The organism is Bacillus sp. K7 (genome assembly GCF_053903245.1).
Window position 1 is genome coordinate 2000287 of sequence record NZ_CP096406.1, and the last position, 23743, is coordinate 2024029.

The window sequence follows — 23743 nt, forward strand, 5'->3', positions numbered from 1 at the left end:
AATGATAAAGTTACATGTAAGATGAAAAGCTGAAAATGAGGGAATATCATGATTAAAAAGCATTTTACATTTCAAAAACTAAACGGGATTACGCCCTATATATGGACAATATTTTTCATCCTCCCCTTCTACTTTATATGGAAATCATCATCTACATTTGTTATCATCATCGGCATCATTTTGACGCTTTTGTTTTTTTCGGTATATCGATTTGCTTTTGTTTCAAAAGGCTGGTCCATTTATTTGTGGGCGTTTTTGTTAATCGGCATTTCAACCGCCTCGATTACGCTGTTCAGTTATATTTATTTTGCTTTTTTTATCGCGTATTTTATTGGAAACATAAAAGAACGTGTCCCTTTTCATATTTTATATTACGTCCATTTAATAAGCGCAGCCGTTGCAGCCAATTTCAGCCTCGTATTAAAAAAAGAATTCTTTCTGACTCAGATCCCTTTTGTCGTCATTACCCTCATTAGCGCGATTTTATTGCCCTTCAGTATCAGAAGCCGCAAGGAACGCGAACGACTGGAAGAAAAACTAGAGGATGCAAATGAACGGATTGCTGAGCTGGTGAAATTAGAAGAGCGGCAGCGAATTGCCCGTGACCTCCACGACACACTAGGGCAAAAGCTGTCTCTCATCGGTTTAAAAAGCGACTTGGCGAGAAAATTGATATACAAAGATCCTGAACAAGCAACACGTGAACTGAAAAGCGTTCAGCAAACAGCGAGAACGTCTTTAAATGAAGTCAGAAAAATCGTATCTTCCATGAAAGGCATCCGGCTCAAGGATGAAATCATAAACATTAAACAAATTCTTGAAGCAGCCGGCATTACGTTTATCTACGAGGAAGATCAATTGCCAAAAAATATCTCATTGCTTAATGAAAACATATTGAGCATGTGCTTAAAAGAAGCTGTCACTAATGTCGTCAAACACAGCCAAGCTAAGAACTGCCGAGTCGACATTCAGCAGCTCTGGAAGGAAGTTGTCATTACAGTGACTGATGATGGAACATTTCAAGGTGAAGAGAAGTACTTTTCAAAAGGACATGGCCTGCTTGGCATGAGAGAACGTCTTGAATTCGCAAACGGAAGCCTTCACATTGATACAAAAAACGGCACCACGCTTACCATGTCAATTCCTAATAACTCTAAATAAACAAAAAAGGGTGACTTACATGATTCGAATATTTATTGCGGAAGATCAGCAAATGCTCTTAGGCGCTTTAGGATCACTTCTGAATTTAGAAGATGATATGGAAGTCGTCGGCAAAGGGACAAACGGTCAAGACGCTGTTGATTTTGTCAAAACACATCAGCCTGATGTATGCATCATGGACATAGAAATGCCTGGAAAAACGGGGCTTGAAGCTGCTGAGGAGTTAAAAAATACCGGCTGCAACATTATAATCTTAACCACTTTTACCAGACCCGGCTACTTTCAGAGAGCCATTAAAGCTGGCGTTAAGGGCTATTTGTTGAAAGACAGCCCGAGCGAAGAGCTCGCGAGCGCCATCCGAAGCGTCATGAACGGAAAACGCATTTATGCACCTGAGTTGATGGAAGACATATACAGCGAAGCTAATCCTCTTACAGACAGAGAAAAAGAAGTGCTCGAACTTGTCGCTGACGGTAAAAACACAAAAGAAATCGCTCAGGAGCTCAGCATCAAAAGCGGGACAGTTCGAAATTATATCTCAATGATTCTAGACAAACTTGAAGTAAAAAACCGAATAGAAGCCATTACCCGCTCAAAGGAGAAAGGCTGGTTTAAATAAAAAGGATCTTGGCAAATGCCAAGATCCTTTTTGCTAACCCGCAATTCCCCATGGTGAAAACAAAAGATACGTCGCCGCAACCAGAATCAAAATGATGCCTGACGCCAGTTTTACGTGTTTCCAAGGTGTGACATCCACTTGCGGGTTGTGATCAAGCTTATAATCCGTTTCCCTCGGATACAGCTTTCCTGTCAGAAGCATCACAGCCACTGAAAATGGAAAGAGCACGGCAAGGATGTATAGAAAATGAATGTGCCCTAAATAGATTTTTGATAAGCCGTATAAAACAATATGGGCTGGTATTGCTATTTTCACAGCTAAAGCCGGCACTTTTTTTGTAAAGAATCCAATGACAATCGCCGCTAATATCGGAACATTAAAAAATCCGAACATCTCTTGAAGATAGTTGTACAGCCCTGATGGCGCATATAAAATAAAAGGCGCAATGACAATCGAAACGAGCCCGAGAACCGCGACAAAAATCCGTCCTGTTTTGACGAGATCAGCTTCATCTGCATGAGGCTTAAATACCGGTTTGTATATATCTAGAGTAAACAACGTAATGGTACTGTTCAGAGAGCCGTTGAACGAGCTTAAAATCGCTCCGAATAATATAGCGGCAAATACACCGGTAAGCGATGCAGGCAATAAATCGACGATCAGCCGAGGATATACACTGTCAGCATTTCCAATGCCGCCTCCATATAAATGAAAGGCAATCACTCCAGGCACGACTAAATAAAACACGCCAATCAGTTTAAAGAAACCTGCTAAAAGAGCGCCCTTTTGCCCTTCAGCTAGATTTTTCGCTCCTAATGTCCGCTGAACGATTGCTTGGTTAACAGCCCAGTAAAAGAGATTGTTCACTAAAAGCCCTGTTAAAATCGTTGGCCACGGCACATCTGCCGAATTGCTGATATCAATTGAATTGAGCTTTTCCGTATGTAAAGTGGTCAGTTGCGCAACTCCGCCCCCAAAGCTGCCCTGCCCGACTGCAAGAACACCTAATACCACAATAAAAAAACCGCCTAAAATTAATCCGATTCCGTATATGGCATCCGCTGATGCAGCGGCTTTCAATCCGCCGAAAAAGATATAACAGCAGCTCGTTACGCCAATGATTAAGGATATCAGCAAGACAGCCATAAATGTACTGATGCCAAATGTCTCTGTAATGCGGAATACTTGATTCAACACAAGAGCCCCTGAATACAGTACTGTCGGCAGGAATGAAACAGCGTATCCGATAATAAGCAGTACGGAAACGATCTGCCTTGTTCTTTGGTCAAACCGCTTCTCTAGAAAATCAGGTATGGTAGTAATTCCTGTTTTTAAATAACGGGGCAAAAAGACAAGTGCCAGAAAAATTAACGCAAGCGGCGCACTCGCTTCCCATGACATCGCTGTCATAGACCCTGCATAGCTTTGTCCGTTTAACCCAACCATCTGCTCGGTTGATAAATTGGTTAACAGCAGCGAACTTCCGATATATAACGCAGTAAGACTTCTTCCCCCGAGGAAATATCCATCGGACGATTGCAAGTTGACCTCCTTTGTTCTCCGCCATGAAAATAGAAATATCCCAATATTGATAATCAGAAAAGATACAATAATCCAAAGCAACAGTCAGCAACTCCTTCTGCACATAGTTAGATGATAGGGACATATACCATCTACCCATTTTTCACACGCGAAAAACATCAGGAGCGCTTTTCTTTTATCAGCATAAGATAGAAACATAGCTATACAAACGAAAAAGACACAAGCCAAGAGCTTGCGTCTTTTATCACAATCTATATGATTAGTTTAAGATTTTTACATTTACAGTTTTGACGCCCCAATTGGATGCATCACTTTTATTAGGTACAAATACGTCGATTTTATTTCCTTTAATAGCGCCGCCAGTATCTCCTGCTGTTGCTTCACCGTAGCCTTCAACATAGACTTTAGAACCTAAAGGAATCACATTAGGATCAACCGCGATGACTTTCGCGTTCGGGTTCTTGTTTAAGTCAATGCCTGTTGCTGTAACGCCGGAAATGCCGCCGTCGTTAGCAGTATAAGCAGTAGCCGTAACTGTTAGCTCTTTTGAAGCTTCTTGATGATTTGTATTTGATTGAACAGCCTTTTCTTCTGTAGGAACAGAAGTTTCTGCTGCAGCCTTTGTTTCTTGTTTTGGTTGTTGTTTAGGTTGCTCTTTTTGTACAGCTTCTTGTTTTGCTTCAGTTTGAGGTGCGCTTGTTTGCGTATTCTCAGTAACCGCAGTTGCTGCTGTCGCCTGACCTTTTACTGATAGTGTTGATCCAGCATAGATCATGTCAGAGCTTAAGTTATTCCAAACTTTCAGGTTGTTGACTGTCGTTCCGAATTGTTGAGCAATCTTTGTCAGCGTGTCTCCCGCTTTAATTGTATATTGCCCAGTAGTGGTTGTTTCTTCTGAAGAAATGGTCAGTTTTTCTCCTGCAATGATTTTATCAGAAGTTAACTTGTTCCATTCTTTTAAGTCCTTTAGGTTCACTCCGTTTTTCTGAGAGATTCCCCAGAGCGTATCACCCTTTTGCACCGTGATTTCTTTTGCAGAAGCGTGAGCTCCGAATGCAGTTGATGAAAGTGCAGCAACTGCTACAAAGGACATAATCGTCTTCTTCATAAGTAAATCCTCCCTTGTTAGCTTTTTATTGGCGGCTAACAGGTGCTATCGTAACACACGTAAATGTCAAATCAATAACAAAAAGATATGATTTAGATTACAGTTCCTTTACATGAAGGATTTCTCTCGGCTGGAAAGACTTGCTGAACCCTTGGTATCATAGGCTTCATAAGTCGTTTTCATTTGAGGCGAAAAAGAGAAAATAAAATGTGTTTTTTATAGAAAAAAAGGTTGATTTCCTATTTTTTTAGTCTGTCACTCTTGCATAAGCTTGTATTTCCTGTAAAAAAAGCCGGCCGTATTTTGCTCTTTTTTGTTCACCGACTCCTTTTATTGACAAAAGTTCCTCGTCATTTACAGGCTGTTTGCCTGACATTTCTTTTAATGTTTGGTCAGAGAAAACGACAAATGGCGGAACCCCCTGCTCTGCTGCAATTTCTTTGCGAACCACCCGCAGACGTTCAAACAGTTCATCATTTTCAGTAATCGCAGCCGCTTTTATTGCTTCTTTTCTTGTTACAGATAATTCCCCTCTCAGTACATTGCTTCCTTTACTGCTGACTATAAGAGTCGGAAATGTTCCATCTGACATCCTAATGAAATCGTCAGAAATCAGAAATTCGATAAAGTCACTGATTTCCCCTACTGATTGGTGTTTTAATATCCCGTATGTTGAGAGATCGGTAAAGCCGTTTTCAAGAACTTTTTTATTTTTAGACCCGGCCAGCACCTGGGCAACCATCATCTTGCCAAATCGTTCTTTCATGCGAATGATACACGATAAGACCATTTGCGCCTCTCGCGTCACGTCATGGGCCGTCCTTGTATCGGTGCAGTTCCCGCAGTGTCCGCACGCATCAGGCTCCTTTTCTCCGAAATACATAAGAATAAAACGCTGTAGACAATCTTCCGTGTGACAATAGTCGACCATTTGTCTCAGTTTTTTTAGATCCTGCTTTTGTTTCTCTTCATGTTCTGATTGTTCAATTAAAAAACGCTGCACCATAATATCTTGCGGCGAAAACAGGAGAACACATTCGCTTTCAAGACCGTCCCGCCCAGCTCGTCCAGCCTCTTGATAGTAGCTTTCCATATCTTTCGGAATTTGGGCATGCAAAACAAATCTTATATTTGATTTATCAATGCCCATTCCAAAAGCAGAGGTTGCCACCATAACCTGCAGCTCATCATTAAGAAACCTCTCCTGCTGCTCTTTTCTCACATCGTCAGCCAAGCCCCCGTGATACCGCCCTGCACGAATCTGGTTTCGTTTCAGTTTCTCATAAATCCGATCAGCTTCTTTTCGGGTCGCTGTATAAATAATGCCTGCTTCATGTTTGTTTTGCTGCACATATTCATCAATAAAACGGTCCTTATTTTCTCCTTTTGCTACTTTAAACGTTAGATTGTCACGGGAAAATCCGGTATAGACCGTATTTTCTTTATGAATATGAAGCTGTTTGCAGATATCCTCATGGACCTCGGGTGTTGCCGTTGCTGTTAATGCCATGATGACAGGTTTGTCATGTAATTCTCGGAACAATATTTCAATATTCCTGTAGCTTGGCCTGAAATCGTGTCCCCATTGAGAAATACAGTGTGCCTCGTCTATTGCGACTAAGGGCACATCAATCCCCTGTAAAATCCGAATAAACTCAGCGGATGTTAATCGCTCCGGTGTAATGTAAAAGAGTTTATAAGCCCCTTCTTTAAGCCTGTTCAACCTTCCATATATTTCCTGGTTGGATTGTGTGCTGTTGATATAGGCGGCGCTGATCCCCGCTTCTTCTAACGCATCGACTTGATCCTTCATCAAGGAAATCAACGGCGAAATGACAATCGTCGTTCCTTCAAACATCAGGGCGGGAATTTGATAGCAAATTGATTTCCCTCCTCCCGTCGGCATAATGCAGGCTGTGTTTTGCCTCACTTCCGTCACCGAGCGGATCGCTTCTTCTTGGCCGTTGCGAAGCTTTTCGTAGCCAAAATAATGAGCCAGAAGGGATTGGGCTCTATGTAACATAACGTGTAAACCTCGCTTTTTCTTGAATTTCTCCTATCATATCATAAAAAATCGCCCTTCATTTCTTTCACACTGAAATTGAATTTTCACGATATCAAACCTATTTAGATAAAATAAAAAGCCATTTCCAAAAAGGAAATGGCTTTCGCTACGTCTTGCCGTATGCAAGTAAGAAAGTTTTAAACCACCACTCCTCAAAGTGGGTGTTTGCAGAAGCGTTCCTGTCGTCCTCTACACTGGAGGCATGACATTCCGGCTTCGATATAAAACTCCCTATTACAGCTTAAAGGTTAAAACTTAATTAACAATACGCACAAAGTAGCTTCTTTTATATAGTACACCATCAGTCGATTTTTATCAAGAGCTCAGAACAATTGTTTAGAAAAACTTTTTCCAGCAATAAAAACTGATTTTTCGCTATTATATCTGACGATTCGACAAACACAAAATATATTACAATAAGAAAAACAACCTATTCCGCCACGAGGAATGATTACTTTCTTCTATATAATAGATGTGAACAAAAAACTCCTATCGCAACGATAGGAGTTTCTGCTTCATTAGAATTTTGCAGCAAGATCTTTTGCTTCTTGTAATCCTTTTTCAACAATTGCTTGCGCTTGATCAGGCGCTGCGTTATGTCCTTCGATGACAACTGTGTGCAAGTCTTGAACGCCCCAGAAACCAAGAACTGTTTTCATGAAGTTTAATGACATTTCAAGTGCAGCCATTGGTCCTTCAGAGTAAATGCCGCCGCGCGCGTTAAGAAGCGCAACTTTTTTGTCGCCCATTAAACCAACTGGCCCTTCTTGTGTGTATTTGAATGTAACGCCTGCACGAGACAGGTAATCAACATAAGTATGAAGCACTGCCGGCACTGTGAAGTTCCAAAGCGGGAATGCGAAAACAACTTTGTCAGCTTTTACAAACTGATTGAGATATTTGTCAGCGATTGCTGCTTGTTTTTTCTCTTCTTCTGTCATGTCCATTCCTTGACCTGCTTTAAACGTTCCGTTAATCATATCTCTTCCAAGGTAAGGAAGGTTTTCTTTATGAAGATCTAATTCAACCACTTCATCAGCAGGGTTGTTTTCTTTATAAGCAGCTAAGAAAGCTTCGTAAAGTTTAGTTGAAACGCCCTCTTCAGCTGTACGATCGCTTGATTTTACAAATAATACTGTAGACATTTGTATTCCTCCCGGTAAACTTTTTATATTTACTTACAAATAGTATGTTACTTTCTTTTCTACCCGAAGTCAATCACTTTATTTTGAATGTGAGATTTATTTCAAAAAAAAGCAAGTACATCTACTATAGGTGTACTTGCTAGCCATTTTCACTTCGAATCTTGTTCTCGATCCAAAATTTCATACGTTTGTGAGCTTTTTTGATCAACTGTTTCTTCATTGGATAAATCTTTTACCTGTTCGTGAAACTCTCTTTCAAATGACGGAGCATCTGTCTCCAAATCATCCTCCGTATTTGCTTGAGCTTCTACTGTCATTCTTGCATAGGGAACGGCTTCAAGCCTTTCATAAGGAATGTCTCGGCCCGTTTTTTCACACACACCATACGTTCCGTCTTTCATTTTTTGTAACGCATGATTGACCTCCTCTAAAAGCTCCCGGTCAATTTCTCTCACCGTTTGGTCTGTCATCCGGTCTGTGACAAGTGTGCCGTGATCCCCCATATGGTTGTCAACTCCGTTCGTTAGCTCCCCCACTTCTTCCGTCATTGATTCTGTTTCCTTTTTCCCGTCAGACAATTCCTTTTTCATATCGAGTAATTTATGGTAGAGATGCTGTTTTTGTTCTTTTGTCAGTGTCATATGTATCCTCTCCTTTCTATCCTGTTTCCCGTTTTGGCTCCTGTCAAACATTTGATGGAAAGGAGAGCTGCTGCTTTTTTACGGATTCTGACCATCGGCGATTATGAAATGTTTTGGTTTTCTTTATTTCCCTTCTCCTCTTGCCGTACACGGTATGTGCACTCTGCTCTGTTTTTACATAAAAAAAGCCTAACCATTTTTGAACGGCTGGCTCATCAAATATTCAGCTGCATAAGTGCTTTGTCAGCACAGCTTGAACTTCGCTTAAATCGGTGTCTTTCGCAAATTCTAACTCAAAGGTTTTGCTTCTTGTCATCAATAAAAGTCCAGTGTCTGGATCAAACATGCCCGCTTCTTGGATCGCAAAGCTTTCAATTGTTTTATATGGTAGAAATACACGAACTTTCTTTTTAGAAAACATCTTATTGTCAAAGAAAATAATCCGTTTATTTGTAAAGCAAATTTGGTCAACCCGGAGCTTATAAATCGATTCTATTCTTTCCCCTTCAACGAGCAAAGCTTCAAGCTTCTTTGCGTCCGTTGATCTGTTAACAGAAAAAATACCCAATGAAGAACCCCTCTTTCTGCATTTATCTATTTGTTTTATCATTCATTACATAAAAATAAGTCCTTTATCCCTATATAAGAATACGACATAGAACACATTTAAACCATTACGAACAGATTACATTTTTCAAATTTTTGATGTGTTTTTTCGCCTTTTGTGCTGTTGTTATCAAGTAATACGCACGTGTAAAGAAAAAAGTTTCAATATTCAGCAATATTTTTTTAAATCAAGTTATTGATTTTGTTTTATTTTTCCTGTTTTAGCCAGATCAAAAAACCGCAGCTGGGCTGCGGTTTTTGATTTCAATCTTTTTTCTGGCTAATCCTTTAAGATATCAGGCATTACATCTCCTCGAAGTATTCTTTATAATAGCCGCCGACCTTATTCGTATTGTCGATGACAAAGAGAAACTCCTCTGTTTCGTTTTTCACTTCATATTCTTTTCCCGGCGTTAACACGCGGTTTACGATATATTTTTTTGCGTTTGTCTGGACACATTTTACCTTTTTGATGGTTTCTTTTTCTAACCAATTGTTATGAATCATAAATGAAATCTCCTTTTCATATCTATAAGCTTATTGTAGCTTTTTTCTTTTGTAAATTGCAATATCGGTTATTCATTGATTTTGGCTTGTTTTCTATTATAAAATGTTTGTATACGCTTACTCTTACAGCAAATGTCATCGTTTCTTTCTGCTATTGAATCAGGGAATCAATGTACTATCACCAAGAATCTCAAAACAGACCATAAAAATGACTGGAGGTTTGTTACGGATGAGTTCTTTAACGATGCAAGTGACGAAAAGGCTGGAGACATTTTTACAGGGAACCAAGAAGCTGTACATTGATGGAAAGTTTGTTCCGAGTGACTCAGGGGCAACCTTTGACACTCCCAATCCGGCGACCGGCGAAACCTTGATAACGCTTTATGAAGCCCAGACTGCGGATGTCGACAAAGCGGTTAAAGCTGCCCGCAAAGCCTTTGACCAAGGTGAATGGAGAACCATGTCTTCAGCTTCGAGAAGCAGACTGATGTATAAGCTGGCAGACTTAATGGAAGAGCATAAAACAGAACTTGCTCAGCTTGAAACGCTTGATAACGGGAAACCGATAAATGAAACGACGAATGGAGATATTCCGCTCGCTATTGAACATATGCGCTATTACGCCGGCTGGTGTACAAAAATAACTGGACAGACGATTCCGGTTTCCGGCGCCTATTTTAATTATACGCGCCATGAGCCTGTCGGCGTCGTCGGCCAGATCATTCCATGGAATTTCCCGCTTCTGATGGCGATGTGGAAAATGGGTGCGGCTCTTGCAACAGGCTGTACAATCGTGCTCAAACCGGCTGAACAGACACCGCTTTCAGCTCTTTACTTGGCAGAGTTAATTGACGAAGCCGGCTTCCCTGACGGTGTCATCAATATTATTCCGGGATTCGGTGAGGATGCGGGAGAAGCGCTGACGAACCATGAAGCAGTTGATAAAATTGCCTTTACCGGTTCCACTGAAATCGGAAAGAAAATCATGTCGACCGCTGCGAAAAGCATTAAGCGGGTTACATTGGAGCTGGGCGGAAAATCACCTAATATTCTTTTGCCTGATGCGAATTTGAAAAAAGCAATCCCAGGCGCTTTAAACGGTGTGATGTTTAACCAGGGCCAAGTCTGCTGTGCGGGTTCGCGCGTTTTCATTCATAAAGACCAATATGATCAAGTTGTTGATGAGATGGCATCCTATGCTGAATCACTCCGCCAAGGAGCTGGACTTCATAAGGATACACAAATCGGGCCTCTCGTAAGCAAGGAACAGCACGAACGCGTTCTTTCCTACATTCAAAAAGGCAAAGACGAAGGGGCGAAAGCAGTGACTGGCGGAAGCTGCCCTTTTGAAGAAGGGTATTTTGTCGCACCGACAGTGTTTGCGAATGTTGAAGACGAGATGACCATCGCAAAAGAAGAGATTTTCGGGCCAGTGCTGACTGCGATTCCGTATGATACAGTCGATGAAGTCATTGAGCGAGCAAATCATTCAGAATATGGACTTGCGGCTGGATTGTGGACTGAGAACGTCAAGCATGCCCACTATATAGCGGACCGCCTTCAAGCGGGAACCGTCTGGGTGAACTGCTATAATGTGTTTGACGCGGCGTCTCCATTTGGCGGTTATAAACAGTCAGGGCTCGGACGTGAAATGGGTTCATATGCCTTGGATAACTACACAGAAGTCAAAAGTGTCTGGATTCATCTCGAAGACTAACATGCATGTCAAAAAAACTGCTGCCAGCCAGCAGTTTTTTTCTTTCTGTAATGACGGCTAGAAACGCTGAATATATATGCTTCTGAAGGAGTTGAGCGTGATGGGCACACTTCAGGAGAATGTCAGGCGTTTTCAAAAGAAAACCGTTTTAGAGTTAAAAGACCGGCAAAATGCTGACGGTTCGTGGACATTTTGTTTTGAAGGACCAATCATGACAAATTCATTTTTCATTTTGCTCCTCACCTCACTCGATGAAGGCGAGAATGAAAAAGAACTGATATCAGCGCTTGCAGCCGGCATTCGCCAAAAACAGCAGCCCGATGGCACATTCATCAATTATCCCGATGAATCGAGCGGACATATAACGGCTACCGTACAAGGATATGTCGGGATGCTGGCTTCAGGGTGTTTTCTTAGATCTGACCCGCTTATGAAGAAGGCAGAACAATTTATCATCTCACATGGCGGTTTGAGGCATGTTCATTTTATGACAAAATGGATGCTTGCCGCAAACGGACTCTACCCTTGGCCTGTATTGTATTTACCATTATCGCTCATGGCGCTTCCGCCAACATTACCGGTTCATTTTTATCAATTCAGCACCTATGCCCGCATTCATTTCGCTCCTATGGCTGTAACACTCAATCAGCGATTTGTCCTTAAAAACCGCAACATTCCATCCCTGCGCCATCTCGATCCGCACATGACAAAAAACCCTTTCACTTGGCTTCGATCTGATACTTCTGAAGAAAGAGATCTCACATCTATTTTGTCACATTGGAAACACATTTTTCATGCACCATTTGCTTTTCAGCAGTTGGGCTTACAGACAGCTAAAACATATATGCTGGACCGGATTGAAAAAGACGGAACATTATACAGCTACGCGAGCGCAACCATATTTATGGTTTACAGCCTTCTGTCACTTGGTGTGTCGCGGCACTCGCCTGCCATAAGAAAGGCATTGAAAGGCATCAAATCGTTAGTGACACAGTGCAGCGGGATTCCTTATCTGGAAAACTCCACTTCCACTGTTTGGGATACGGCTCTGATCAGCTATGCCCTTCAAAAAAACGGCGTGACTGAAACTGACGGCTCTATTGCAAAAGCAGCCGCCTTTTTGCTGAAACGCCAGCATACGAAAATAGCAGATTGGTCTGTTAAAAATCCAGGTTCAGCTCCTGGCGGGTGGGGATTTTCAAACATCAATACAAACAACCCTGACTGTGACGATACGGCTGCGGCATTAAAAGCGATTCCACGCAGTTATTCTCCTTCAGCTTGGGAGCGAGGAGTATCTTGGCTATTATCGATGCAAAACAATGACGGCGGATTTTCAGCTTTTGAGAAAAATGTGAACCATCCTCTGATACGCCTTCTCCCGCTTGAATCCGCCGAGGACGCGGCAGTTGACCCTTCAACCGCCGACCTTACCGGACGTGTGCTGCACTTTTTAGGCGAGAAAGCCGGATTCACAGAAAAACATCAACTTATTCAGCGCGCAGTGAACTGGCTTTTTGAACATCAAGAACAAAATGGGTCATGGTACGGGAGATGGGGGGTTTGCTATATTTACGGCACATGGGCTGCTCTTACGGGGCTGCATGCCTGCGGGGTTGACCGGAAGCACCCTGCAATACAAAAGAGCCTTCGCTGGCTCAAATCCATTCAGCTAGATGATGGCAGCTGGGGAGAATCATGCAAAAGCGCCGAAGTCAAAACGTACGTTCCGCTTAATAGAGGAACAATTGTACAGACGGCCTGGGCTTTAGACGCTTTGCTCACATACGAAAATCCCGAACACCCCTCTGTTGTGAAAGGTATGCATTACCTTACTGACAGCAGTTCTCATGGCGCCGATAGTCTGGCTTATCCAACAGGGATCGGATTGCCAAAGCAATTTTATATCCGCTATCACAGTTATCCATATGTATTCTCTTTGCAGGCTGTCGGAAGATATTTGAATTCTATTGAAAAGGAGACAGCAAATGAAACGTGAATCTTATCAAACAGAAATGTTCAATTGGTGTGAAGCCTTGAAGGACCAGATTCAAAAGCGAGGACAGCTTGATCAGTTTGAAGATCAAATTGACAAGATGATTGCAGCATTGGAAGATGACCAAACAACAGAAGATGATTGGTATAAGCAGGCCGCTGCCCTTTATCGGGATATTACAGAATCAGAGGATACAAGTGAAAGACGCGCGTACGTCCCTATAGGAAAACATGTGCTGCCGAAGCTTCCGTACAAATATTCCGCTTTAGAACCTTATATTTCACGCGACATTATGGTCCTTCACCATACGAAGCATCACCAAAGCTATGTTGACGGCCTGAATAAAGCAGAAACAGAGCTTAAAAAAGCAAGAGCATCAAAGAATTATGACTTGATCACTCATTGGGAAAGAGAGCTTGCATTCCATGGAGCAGGCCATTATTTGCACAGCATTTTCTGGTTTTCGATGCATCCAAACGGAAAACGGCGTCCTACCGGGGCATTGTTCCAAATGATTGATCTTTCATTTGGAAGCTATTCCGCTTTTAAAGAACATTTTACTCAGGCCGCTAAAAAAGTGGAGGGTGTCGGCTGGGCCATTCTGGTCTGGGCGCCTCGGTCGGGACGGCTGGAGATTTTAGCCGCAGAAAAGCACCAGCTCTTCAGCCAATGGGATGTGATCCCTCTTTTAGCGCTTGACGTATGGGAACACGCGTATTATTTGCAATATAAAAATGACCGGGCGAGCTATGTCGATCACTGGTGGAATGTCGTGGATTGGCGCGAGCCAGAAAAACGGTTCCAGCAGGCAAAAGAAGTCGTTTGGAAACTCTATTAAAAAAAGCCCCCCTTTTCCGGGGGCCTCATGTTTTAAAAAATGCCGATCACATGCAAAAACACGATGATGATGGCAACAGGAGATAGATAACGAATGAGCAGGAGCCAAACCGCAAACCACTTTCGTTTCAGGTTGGACCCGCTTTTTAGCTCGTCAAACAAATCCTGTTTCGGTATTTTTAAAGGAACAAATATAGAAATCAATAACGCGCCTAACGGCATTAAGATATTGCTGACAAGATAGTCGGCCGCATCAAAAATAGACAAGTGAAAAATAGTAACGTCACTTAGGACACCGTATGATAGTGCAGACGGCACACCGACAATAAAAATAGCAATTCCGCCTACCCAAGCGAATCGTTTTCTCTTATTGACATCGCCTTTAGAAAGCACTGCGACCAGAATTTCCAGCATTGAAAAAGCGGATGTGAGTGCCGCAAATAAAAATAAAATTAAAAATGCTAATAAAAAGATAATTCCAAACGGCATTTGATTAAACACAGTCGGCAGCACGTTAAATAACAGCACAGGCCCTTGGTCTGGTTTGAGGCCGAATGAAAATACAGCTGGAAAAATCGCAATTCCGGCCATGACAGCAACAAGCATGTTCAATACCGTTACGGATACAGCAGACTGCACAAGATTTTCCTGTTTTTCTAAATAAGAGCTATACGTTACCATGACAGATACGCCGACACTTAATAAGAAAAAGGATTGGCCCATCGCATATAAAATCGTATTGGCATCAATTGCTGTTATGTCGGGCATCAGGAAAAACTTGAGCCCTTCCATCGCGCCATCAAGTGTGACAGAACGCACCATTAATATGAGAAATAATATAAAAAGCGCCGGCATTAACACTTGGCTGGCTTTTTCAATTCCGCTGCTTACCCCTTTGGCAACTACTAAAATGGTCACCACCATAAAGAGCAGTTGGCCTCCTACAGCCAAATAAGGATTTGAAATTGTACTAGCAAATATTGTATCAAAACCAGATGTTTTCGTTAAACCGCCAGTAAAACCTTTTGTAATATAAATTAAAATCCACCCGCCGACGACGCTGTAGAAAGATAAAAGAATAAAGCACGTCGCCATGCCTAAATAACCGATCCAATGCCACTTCGTCCCCGGAGCGAGTGTTTTATAGGATTGAACGGCATCTTTCTGTGTTTTTCTGCCTATGATGAATTCACCAAACAATAAAGGCAGTCCGATTAAAACCGTAAATAAAATAAAAATAAGTAAAAATGCGCCTCCACCGCTGGTGCCCGCTACATATGGAAATTTCCATATCGCACCAAGCCCGATAGCTGATCCTGCCGCAGCCAAAATAAAGCCGAGCTTCGAAGACCATTGATTTGCTTCCTTCACCCTATCACTCCTAATTTATCAAACCATTATAAAGATTCATTGTAAGAATATCCTCCTATATAGTCAAGAACATTTTCTTTAGTTTACATAATATTTTTATCGTTATTCATATAAAGACAATTTAATTGCTGATATTGAATTATTCAGAAAATTAATTATAATAAGAGGATGCTTTAAAATCTGTGAGAATTTCTGCTGAAGTTCTTGATAAATGTGTAAGGAGTGTTATGATGGACATCATTAGAAAAATAAGTCATTTCGCGGGACAAACCTTCGGTATATGGGTCATTGTTTTTGCCGTGCTGGGGTTTTCTTTCCCGTCTTTTTTTACATGGATTAGTTCTTATATTACGATTCTTCTTGGCATTATCATGTTTGGAATGGGTCTTACACTGCAAGCCGGTGATTTCAAAGAGCTCCTCAGAAAACCTTGGCATGTCATGGTTGGGGTGATTTTACAGTATACCATCATGCCGCTTGTTGCTTTCGGCCTGGCATTTGGGCTGCACCTTCCAGCAGAAATCGCAGTGGGTGTTATTCTTGTCGGCTGCTGTCCTGGCGGCACAGCCTCGAATGTCATGACTTTCTTAGCAAAAGGAAATACGGCTCTTTCTGTTGCTGTCACAACAATTTCCACCTTATTGGCGCCCGTTTTAACACCGATTTTGATTATGGTGTTTGCCAAGGAATGGCTTCCTGTCTCGCCGGGGTCTTTATTTATTTCAATCTTGCAGGCTGTGTTATTTCCGATCATTGCAGGCGTGATCGTCAAAATGTTTTTCAGAAAACAAGTGGAAAAAGCCATACATGCCCTTCCGCTTGTTTCTGTCATTGGCATCGTTGCGATTGTCTCAGCTGTCGTCAGCGGCAACCGGGAACATCTGCTTCAATCTGGGCTGCTCATTTTTTCTGTTGTCATTCTGCATAACGGTATCGGTTATGTGCTTGGATTTCTTTGCGCAAAGCTTTTCAAATTGGATTATCCATCTCAAAAAGCGATTGCAATCGAAGTCGGCATGCAAAATTCAGGACTTGGGGCCGCACTTGCCACGGCTCATTTCGCACCGTTATTTGCCGTACCTAGCGCGATGTTCAGTGTGTGGCATAACCTTTCAGGCTCCATGCTTGCAACGTACTGGTCAAAGAAAGCGAAAAAGAAACAAACTGCACCTAACAGCAATCTGTCACTTTAAATTCCCATTAAAAAAGGTACATCACTTTTTTCGTGATGTACCCTTTGTTAATTATCCCTCTAATAAAAGCTGTTCAGGATCTTCCAGTAAATTTTTGATTGTCACTAAGAAACCAACCGCTTCTTTACCGTCAACAATCCGGTGATCATAAGATAAAGCGATATACATCATCGGACGGTTTTCGAAACGCTCTTCATCAATTGCGACAGGGCGCAGTTGAATCTTATGCATGCCCAATATACCGACTTGAGGGCTGTTTAAAATCGGAGTCGACATCAGCGAACCGAAAGTCCCCCCGTTTGTAATCGTGAAGGAACCGCCCTGAAGCTCACTAAGGGTTAATTTATTGTTTCTTGCTTTTTTCGCAAGCTCGCCGATTTCCTTTTCGATTCCTGCAAATGTCAGACGGTCCGCATCCCGTACAACAGGAACGACAAGGCCTTCATCAGCCGCAACAGCAATCCCGATATCGTAGAATTTCTTAACGATGAGCTCATCGCCTTGAATTTCCGCATTCAAAAGCGGATATTTTTTCAGCGCAGCGACGACTGCTTTCGTGAAGAAAGACATAAAGCCGAGCTTCACTTCGTTTTGCTCAAAGAATTGATCTTTGCGGCGTTTTCTGAGATTCATGACAGCCGTCATGTCTACTTCATTAAATGTAGTCAGCATTGCTGATGTCTGCTGTACCTCTACAAGGCGTTTTGCAATCGTTTGTCTGCGGCGTGACATTTTTTGCACATCGACAGGTTTGTCAAAGCTTTGCTGTGCTTTTTGAGCCTGAGGCTGCTGTTTTTGCTGAGGAGCCGGTTTTGATGCCGGTTTTTCGTACGCTTCGACATCCTGCTTGCGCACTCTTCCAAGCGGATCTCCCGTTGGAACCTGAGACAGGTCAATTCCTTTTTCTCTAGCCAGCTTACGGGCTGAAGGAGAAGCGATTGTTCTGGACTTTGCTTCGGTTTGCGCTTCCTCGCTCACCTCTTGCGCCGCTGGTTCGGCCTGTTTCTCTTCTTTCTCGCTATTTTTGCTTTCAGCTTTATCTGAAGGAGCAGGGGCAGAACTTTCACCCGCGCCTTCTGAAATCGTACCGATAATTTCTCCGACCTGGACGGTATCACCCGAATCTTTCAATACCTCTTGAAGTACGCCCGATTCTTCTGCTGTCAATTCAACATTTACTTTATCCGTTTCTAGTTCAAGCAGATATTCACCCTGTTCTACATAGTCACCAGGCTGCTTTAACCATTGGGCTATTGTTCCTTCTGAGATTGATTCTGCTAATTCAGGTACCTTAATTTCCGCCATTTTTTCATTTCCCCCTTAGTTTTTGCGAGTCAAGCTATCAGATACAATACGTTCCTGTTCTTTTTTATGAACTGTCGGATCTCCTTCTGCAGGGCTGGATCGTCTTCTTCGTCCAATATATTGAACGCCTACTCCCTTTGGTGCAATTTCTGTCAAATACGGGCTGATATAACTCCAAGCCCCCATGTTCTGCGGTTCTTCCTGCACCCAAACGATTTCTTTCAGGTTCGGAAGTTTTGCAAATAAATCTTTGATTCCTTTTGCCGGGAATGGATACAGCTGTTCAATTCTCGCAATGTGAAGCCATTCTTTACCGTCTTCTAACTTGTTGAAATGGTCGCTGATGTCTATGGACACTTTCCCGCTGGATAATACAAGTCTGGTTACTTTTTCATAGTCATGAGAAAGTCCGGACTGTTCATAAACAGGCTGGAAGCGGCTTTCGCTGAGCTCCTGCACTTCCGAAACCGTATTCGGATTACGGAGAAGGCTCTTTGGCGTCATAATGACGAGCGGCCTGATTTCTTCACGAAGCAGCATTTTGGCCTGTCTTCTTAAAATATGAAAATATTGTGCGGCGCTTGTCAGGTTGGCAACCGTCCAGTTGTTTTCCGCCGCAAGCTGCAGGAACCGTTCGATTCTTCCGCTTGAGTGCTCGGGCCCCTGGCCCTCGTAACCGTGCGGAAGAAGCATGACTAATCCGGATTTTTGGCCCCATTTCGCGCGTCCGGCAGAAATGAATTGGTCAAAATACACTTGAGCAGCGTTGGCAAAATCTCCATACTGCGCTTCCCACATGACAAGCGTTTCTGGTGAATGCACGTTATAGCCATATTCAAAGCCGAGAACCGATCCTTCAGACAGCGGGCTGTTATGAACCGCAAAAGATGTCTCACAGTCAGTTAAGTGATGAAGCGGCACAAATTCTTCGCCCGTCTCACTGTCATGAAGCACAAGGTTTCTTTGGGCGAACGTTCCGCGCTCAGAATCCTGTCCTGTTAAACGAATCGGTGTTCCGTCTTTTAAAATAGATGCAAATGCGAGTGATTCTGCCAAAGACCATTCCACTTTTCTGTCATCATCGAACGCTTTGGCGCGTCTTTCTAAAATGCGCTTAAGCTTGCCGAAAACGTTAAATGACTCCGGCCAGTTGACCAATTCGCCATTCAGCTTGCGGAGCACATCAAAATCAATGGATGTGTCCACATCAGGAAAACCGTTTGAAACAGGCTCTGGAAGTTCAATTTCAGTAGCGGTCGGTTCCTTTTTAGCCGGCACTTTCTGATAAGCATCCTCAATGCGCTTCGTTACCGATTTTTCGATGTTTTGAACAACTTCCTCATCAAGCACGCCTTCTTTCACAAGCTTTTCAGCGAAAATGTGTTTGACGGTCGGATGCTTTCTGACAGCATCATACAGCATTGGCTGAGTGGTAGACGGCTCATCCATTTCGTTATGTCCGTAGCGTCTGTACCCGATCAAGTCAATCAGAAAGTCTTTGTTGAATGTTTTTCGGTATTCTACCGCAAACTTAACAGCTGAAAGACAGGCTTCAGGATCATCCGCATTCACGTGGACAATTGGAATTTCATAGCCCTTCGCCAGATCACTGGCATATTTTGTTGATCTTGATTCAGCGCTTTCTGTTGTGAATCCGATCATGTTATTGGCGATAATATGAATCGCACCGCCTACTTGATACCCTTTTAAAGAACTTAAATTCAATGTTTCAGCGACAATTCCTTCCCCAGGGAATGCTGCATCTCCATGAATTAAAATGGCAAGCGATTTCGTTTCGTCCTGCACAGGGTATCCGCTTTGTGTTCTCGTTTCCTGTGCCGCTCTTGTGCTGCCTTCAACAATCGGGTTGATAAATTCCAAATGGCTCGGGTTGTTTGCTAACGTAATGCGCGCTGATTTGGTTGCAGCGTCTTGAAGCTCCCGATTCGCCCCGAGATGGTATTTGACATCCCCTGTCCATCCGTAGCTGATTCCGATTGATCCCTCAGACGGGACAAGATCTTTATTCGGCGCATGCTGGAATTCGGAGAAAATGATTTCGTACGGTTTGCCGAGCACGTGCGCCAAGACATTCAGGCGCCCCCTGTGCGCCATCCCGATGTTGACACTTGTCGTACCGGATTTGACAGATTGTGCAATAATGTCATCCAGCACTGGAACAAGTGCGTCCAAACCCTCAATGGAAAAACGCTTCTGTCCGACGAATGTGCGGTGTAAAAACTGCTCAAAGCCCTCTACTTCTGTCAGTCTTTCCAGCACAGCCGACAGCTTTTCAGCTGAGTTCTTCTGAAAGAGCTCGCCGGATTCAATCATCTTTGTCAGCCACTCGCGCTCTTTGAAGTCATGCACGTGGTCAAATTCAAATGAGATCGTTCTTTTATACGTATTTCGTAAATACTGAATGGCTTCTAAACCGTTCGTAATGTTTTTAGGAGCGTCTTTGCAAATTACTGACGCAGGTATTGCTTTTATTTCCTCTTCTGTTAGCCCGTAATCGGATAATGGAAAGAGTTCGCTCTTTTTCCCATCCTTTCTGAGCGGATTGACGGAAGCGTTTAAATGGCCATAGGTTCGGATATCTTCTGCAAGTCTGACTGCGGCTGCGATCTTTTGAATCAGATCGGCTGTAACACGTCCCTTTTCTTCTGTTCCCGAGGCCTCTTTTATATCGTTTGGCGGAGCACCGAGCTCGTCGAACATTTCCTTTAGATCCGGGTCAATGCTGTTCGGATCCTGGGTGTACTGATCGTAAAGCTCCAGCGCATAGCCGAGGTTCGGACCGTAAAAATCTTCCCAATTCATTCGTTGTTTCATACTATTTTGAAACATTTGAATATTACCCCCAACTTAGATAATCAAGTGATTGATTCACTATCTTAAAATAACTTTCGAACGATGTGTCCAAAATTATGTAATAAAAACGCTTCCAACGATATTTTACCACTGTTTGCAATTTGATTCTACCTTGATTGTTCACAAAATAGTAAAAAACCTTCATAAAAAACAAAAAATTTAATCATTTGAAAAAAGGAACGCCAAAAAGCATAGGATCAAGAGTTAACCTATGCTTTTATGGAGCAGTTTTTTCAGCAGCGGATACAGAACATCCGGGAGCTGATCGACATTCGGGACGAATATACTGAATTTTCCGTACATATCCTGAATGGTCTTCATCTGTGATTCTTCTATTTCTGTGTTGGAAAGAAAAACATTTATGACTTCTATTCCTCTTTTTCGCGCTTCAATAACCGCTTCACTTGTATCGACTATTCCGTTTTGTTCATAGCCAAACGCGGCCGGCTCTCCATCCGAGAAAACAATTAAGAACTTTTGCGCCTCGCTGCGCTGCAGCATTTGTTTCGTCATCTGGCGGATCGCATAGCCGTCACGGTTATCTTCCTCAGGCTCGAGCTGCATAATGGCAGGCCCGGCATCTTGTCTTAATGACGATTGGAAAGGAATAACCGTATTGAAATAGTTTGGCTGGCTTGTTTCGGTCGCATCGTTTGTGTCTTCCCAGAAACCGACAATCTGATGCGGAACCGCTACCGATTTCAACGCTTCGTGAAACAGCACGATTCCCCGCTTTGTCTCTTCCATTTTGTCGAACATGCTGGCTGAACAGTCGACCAGCAAAGTAAAAGCTGCGTCAATTTCGGAAGACGGTTCTTGCTTTTTGTAGAAGAGGCGCGGATTCCGCTCAGTGAAGTAACGGAGGAGCTTATTGTTCAGCCGACCGGCATGAAGATCTGTTCTCGGCAATGTTTTTTTATGCTCCAGCGTTTTTTGAATCATTTGTTTCAAACGCTTTTGATATGATTCGATCGTTTTTGCCTGCTGTTTATAAGAAAGCGCTTCTTCACTGGTAGCCGGCTTCGGTTCTTTGTAAATCGAAAATGCATATTTATTTTCTTTTCCGTCGGCCATACCCGCTCCGTTTGGCTGGTCTTTCCGGGACTCCAGCGCTTCCAGCTTGGAATAGTCTTTCCGTTTTGTTTGTCTGGCTGATCCTTGGACTGAACCAAGCGCTTGATCTCCATCGTCGCCTTCCCTTGAAGCGTCTTTTCCTACATCTGATTTTGCGCCGTGTTCAATATCAAATTGAAGGAAGCTCTTAGACGGAGCTTCTGTTTCCCGGTGCCACGTCGGCATTTCTTCTTCATGAATATCCTCGTCGCCGTCTGACTTTTTCGGAAGCGTGATGTCATCACTCAGCTTCGGCGCTTTTTTCTCTTCTTCAAACAATGGCTGTTCTGCAGCTTTTGCGTAATCAAGCTCAGGCAAAAAGAAGTAGGTGTTCAGCATGTCTTTGTCGAGCACCTCTTCAAGCCCGTCCATGAGGTCTTCAACAATTTTCAGAACCTGACGTGTCGAATCTGCTTCATACACACGCAAAAGCTGCTGCTCAATAAACGGTCGCATCAGATCGATATCTTCACGCATAGACGGAAGGGTCTCGAGCGGCGATTCCGCTGTTAGCTTGACATAGATTGCGCAAAAGAGGGCATCCGTAAAAATGCTTCGCTCTAAATTTAAAGTCAGCTGGGTGGAGAAGTGTTTTCTGTACATGTCTTTTCGCTTCGCAAATACATGTTTCGTACCCGGACGCTCGTGTTTGATGCATTCTTCAATTCTGATGTCCTCAAGCAGCATAAACAGCTGCTTTGCAAAGCTTTTGAATGTCAGATGCCGATGAATATCATCCAAAAAGCTCGCAAACTCTTGCAAAGAGCTATATCTCGTTCCGACCGAACGCAAGTAGACGTCGCTTTTTAGGCCCGCTTCCATGTCCTCAGCCGCCCTGTCCTTCCAAAAATGGCTCATATAAATTTTCTTTTCAAAAGGGTTGTAATACGACTGAACGCCATACTCCACTTCTACCGCTTCACTCTTGGTCAGTGTTTTGGCCAAATCAGTGAGCATCATAAATAAAAACGAATCGATTGTGCTGTCGTTAAATTTGATAAATTTCATCGAAGCTCCCTCATTCAAACAGAGTTTCAGCGATATTTCGGACTGCCGCCTTTTCCCGGTCATCATCAAGCTTTTCTACAATTCCCCGCTCAATCGCACGGCGCGGCGGAATATAAGCGGCTAAATCACATGTATCAATTAATGCTCTGATGGATGCCGCCTCCTCAGACACCTGGCCGTTATTGGCCTGGACGATCAGGTCAGAGGAAAGCGTGATAAACCGGTCAATCAATTTCTCATCTTTCAGGGCTGACTGAGACATGAGCACTTGTTTTAGCAGCTCGCCTTTAATATAAGGTACATCAATGATGACAAAACGGTTTTTCAATGCTTCATTCAGCGGAACAGTTCCGACATAGCCTTCATTGATGGCCGCAATGACTCCGAACCCTTCTTTAGCCCGAATGACCTCGCCTGTAAACGGATTTGTCATCATTTTTCTGTAATCTAATACACCGTTTAAAATGGGCAGTGTTTCCGGCTTTGCCATATTGATTTCATCTATATAAAGAAAATGGCCTTCTTTCATAGCTTTTGTGACAGGCCCTGAAACAAACTCGATCGTTGCCTGGCCAGATTGATTTTCAATCGTTTTATAGCCGACTAAGGCTTCAGCGTCCAAGTCCACTGAACAGTTGACACTGTGCATCGGTTTATGAAAATAGCCTGACAATGTTTCTGCCAGCTTTGTTTTTCCTGAGCCAGTAGGCCCTTTCAGCAGGACATTTTTTCCCATGGCTAATGCGATGATGGCGTCAAATAAAATCGCTTCATCCTCCGCCTCATAGCCTGGCGTTCCGATAAGCGACTGAAATTCAGGGGAAATCGGCTGGTCTTTATATAATAAAAGCTTTTGTTGTATCTCTTCAGGCAATGTTACGTGCTGTATTTGAGTTGTCATAGTCTGGTTCCCTTTCCTGTTCATATTCCATAAA

At 42.9% G+C, this 23743-nt stretch carries 18 protein-coding genes and 1 other RNA gene; 6 read left to right on the forward strand and 13 right to left on the reverse strand.

What is annotated here, in order from left to right:
• Positions 1-48: 48 nt before the first annotated feature.
• Both desK and desR read left to right on the forward strand, forming a co-directional pair.
• Complete coding sequence (gene desK / locus M1D98_RS10050; protein ID WP_456279566.1) at positions 49-1161, forward strand: two-component sensor histidine kinase DesK; 1113 nt, start codon at positions 49-51, stop codon at positions 1159-1161.
• 19 nt (positions 1162-1180) lie between these two features.
• Positions 1181-1780, forward strand: coding sequence for a two-component system response regulator DesR (gene desR / locus M1D98_RS10055; RefSeq protein ID WP_010331294.1), 600 nt, complete (start codon positions 1181-1183; stop codon positions 1778-1780).
• Positions 1781-1813: 33 nt separating this feature from the next.
• On the opposite strand, the gene M1D98_RS10060 is transcribed toward desR, so the two are convergent.
• The 8 genes from M1D98_RS10060 to M1D98_RS10095 all read right to left on the reverse strand — a co-directional run bounded on the left by M1D98_RS10060 (position 1814) and on the right by M1D98_RS10095 (position 9394).
• Positions 1814-3403, reverse strand: coding sequence for a solute:sodium symporter family transporter (locus M1D98_RS10060; protein ID WP_121642720.1), 1590 nt, complete (start codon positions 3401-3403; stop codon positions 1814-1816).
• Between the two features lie 178 nt (positions 3404-3581).
• Entirely contained in the window at positions 3582-4430 is an 849-nt protein-coding gene (locus tag M1D98_RS10065) for a LysM peptidoglycan-binding and 3D domain-containing protein (protein WP_010331296.1), read from the reverse strand.
• 247 nt (positions 4431-4677) lie between these two features.
• Positions 4678-6453, reverse strand: a complete 1776-nt coding sequence (recQ, locus tag M1D98_RS10070; protein ID WP_268559533.1) for a DNA helicase RecQ — start codon at positions 6451-6453, stop codon at positions 4678-4680.
• 141 nt (positions 6454-6594) lie between these two features.
• Positions 6595-6781, reverse strand: a non-coding RNA gene (gene ssrS / locus M1D98_RS10075) — 6S RNA.
• Between the two features lie 232 nt (positions 6782-7013).
• A complete protein-coding gene (azoJ, locus tag M1D98_RS10080; protein WP_010331298.1) occupies positions 7014-7640 on the reverse strand; it encodes an FMN-dependent NADH-azoreductase AzoJ in 627 nt (208 codons plus the stop codon).
• A 149-nt stretch (positions 7641-7789) separates the two neighbouring features.
• A complete protein-coding gene (locus tag M1D98_RS10085; protein ID WP_010331299.1) occupies positions 7790-8281 on the reverse strand; it encodes a TraR/DksA family transcriptional regulator in 492 nt (163 codons plus the stop codon).
• Positions 8282-8504: 223 nt separating this feature from the next.
• Complete coding sequence (locus M1D98_RS10090; RefSeq protein ID WP_010331300.1) at positions 8505-8849, reverse strand: PH domain-containing protein; 345 nt, start codon at positions 8847-8849, stop codon at positions 8505-8507.
• 341 nt (positions 8850-9190) lie between these two features.
• The gene (locus tag M1D98_RS10095; protein ID WP_010331301.1) at positions 9191-9394 is read right to left on the reverse strand and encodes a DUF6501 family protein; all 204 of its coding nucleotides are present in this window, start codon (positions 9392-9394) and stop codon (positions 9191-9193) included.
• Between the two features lie 229 nt (positions 9395-9623).
• Here M1D98_RS10095 and dhaS point away from each other — a divergent pair, with 229 nt between their 5' ends.
• The 3 genes from dhaS (at position 9624) to M1D98_RS10110 (ending at position 13945) form a co-directional block, all read left to right on the forward strand.
• The gene (gene dhaS / locus M1D98_RS10100; protein ID WP_121642722.1) at positions 9624-11111 is read left to right on the forward strand and encodes an aldehyde dehydrogenase DhaS; all 1488 of its coding nucleotides are present in this window, start codon (positions 9624-9626) and stop codon (positions 11109-11111) included.
• 100 nt (positions 11112-11211) lie between these two features.
• Entirely contained in the window at positions 11212-13110 is a 1899-nt protein-coding gene (locus M1D98_RS10105; protein ID WP_456279567.1) for a terpene cyclase/mutase family protein, read from the forward strand.
• Entirely contained in the window at positions 13100-13945 is an 846-nt protein-coding gene (locus M1D98_RS10110; protein ID WP_010331304.1) for a superoxide dismutase, read from the forward strand. The genes M1D98_RS10105 and M1D98_RS10110 overlap by 11 nt, the downstream gene beginning before the upstream one ends.
• Before the next feature lie 32 nt (positions 13946-13977).
• Here the strand turns inward: M1D98_RS10110 and M1D98_RS10115 are convergent, their stop codons facing one another.
• Positions 13978-15315, reverse strand: a complete 1338-nt coding sequence (locus M1D98_RS10115) for a sodium-dependent transporter (protein WP_010331305.1) — start codon at positions 15313-15315, stop codon at positions 13978-13980.
• Positions 15316-15545: 230 nt separating this feature from the next.
• Here M1D98_RS10115 and M1D98_RS10120 point away from each other — a divergent pair, with 230 nt between their 5' ends.
• A complete protein-coding gene (locus M1D98_RS10120) occupies positions 15546-16508 on the forward strand; it encodes a bile acid:sodium symporter family transporter (RefSeq protein WP_435576605.1) in 963 nt (320 codons plus the stop codon).
• A 51-nt stretch (positions 16509-16559) separates the two neighbouring features.
• Here the strand turns inward: M1D98_RS10120 and odhB are convergent, their stop codons facing one another.
• The 4 genes from odhB to M1D98_RS10140 form a co-directional block, all read right to left on the reverse strand.
• Positions 16560-17813 carry a 2-oxoglutarate dehydrogenase complex dihydrolipoyllysine-residue succinyltransferase gene (gene odhB / locus M1D98_RS10125; RefSeq protein ID WP_268535592.1) on the reverse strand — a complete coding sequence of 418 codons (1254 nt, stop codon included), beginning with the start codon at positions 17811-17813 and terminating at the stop codon, positions 16560-16562.
• 15 nt (positions 17814-17828) lie between these two features.
• Complete coding sequence (gene sucA, locus M1D98_RS10130) at positions 17829-20663, reverse strand: 2-oxoglutarate dehydrogenase E1 component (protein ID WP_268535593.1); 2835 nt, start codon at positions 20661-20663, stop codon at positions 17829-17831.
• Positions 20664-20891: 228 nt separating this feature from the next.
• A complete protein-coding gene (locus tag M1D98_RS10135; protein ID WP_456279568.1) occupies positions 20892-22808 on the reverse strand; it encodes a VWA domain-containing protein in 1917 nt (638 codons plus the stop codon).
• A gap of 10 nt (positions 22809-22818) precedes the next feature.
• Positions 22819-23733 carry an AAA family ATPase gene (locus M1D98_RS10140; RefSeq protein WP_082246417.1) on the reverse strand — a complete coding sequence of 305 codons (915 nt, stop codon included), beginning with the start codon at positions 23731-23733 and terminating at the stop codon, positions 22819-22821.
• Positions 23734-23743 lie beyond the last annotated feature (10 nt).

What these genes read in the sequence shown, in the direction of transcription:
- recQ (WP_268559533.1), bottom strand. Translation starts at nt 6,453, where the DNA reads ATGTTACATAGAGCCCAATCCCTTCTGGCTCATTATTTTGGCTACGAA.
- M1D98_RS10065 (WP_010331296.1), bottom strand. Translation starts at nt 4,430, where the DNA reads ATGAAGAAGACGATTATGTCCTTTGTAGCAGTTGCTGCACTTTCATCA.
- M1D98_RS10110 (WP_010331304.1), top strand. Translation starts at nt 13,100, where the DNA reads ATGAAACGTGAATCTTATCAAACAGAAATGTTCAATTGGTGTGAAGCC.
- M1D98_RS10135 (WP_456279568.1), bottom strand. Translation starts at nt 22,808, where the DNA reads ATGAAATTTATCAAATTTAACGACAGCACAATCGATTCGTTTTTATTT.
- odhB (WP_268535592.1), bottom strand. Translation starts at nt 17,813, where the DNA reads ATGGCGGAAATTAAGGTACCTGAATTAGCAGAATCAATCTCAGAAGGA.
- M1D98_RS10105 (WP_456279567.1), top strand. Translation starts at nt 11,212, where the DNA reads ATGGGCACACTTCAGGAGAATGTCAGGCGTTTTCAAAAGAAAACCGTT.
- desK (WP_456279566.1), top strand. Translation starts at nt 49, where the DNA reads ATGATTAAAAAGCATTTTACATTTCAAAAACTAAACGGGATTACGCCC.
- azoJ (WP_010331298.1), bottom strand. Translation starts at nt 7,640, where the DNA reads ATGTCTACAGTATTATTTGTAAAATCAAGCGATCGTACAGCTGAAGAG.
- desR (WP_010331294.1), top strand. Translation starts at nt 1,181, where the DNA reads ATGATTCGAATATTTATTGCGGAAGATCAGCAAATGCTCTTAGGCGCT.
- sucA (WP_268535593.1), bottom strand. Translation starts at nt 20,663, where the DNA reads ATGTTTCAAAATAGTATGAAACAACGAATGAATTGGGAAGATTTTTAC.
- M1D98_RS10095 (WP_010331301.1), bottom strand. Translation starts at nt 9,394, where the DNA reads ATGATTCATAACAATTGGTTAGAAAAAGAAACCATCAAAAAGGTAAAA.
- M1D98_RS10140 (WP_082246417.1), bottom strand. Translation starts at nt 23,733, where the DNA reads ATGAACAGGAAAGGGAACCAGACTATGACAACTCAAATACAGCACGTA.
- M1D98_RS10085 (WP_010331299.1), bottom strand. Translation starts at nt 8,281, where the DNA reads ATGACACTGACAAAAGAACAAAAACAGCATCTCTACCATAAATTACTC.
- dhaS (WP_121642722.1), top strand. Translation starts at nt 9,624, where the DNA reads ATGAGTTCTTTAACGATGCAAGTGACGAAAAGGCTGGAGACATTTTTA.
- M1D98_RS10120 (WP_435576605.1), top strand. Translation starts at nt 15,546, where the DNA reads ATGGACATCATTAGAAAAATAAGTCATTTCGCGGGACAAACCTTCGGT.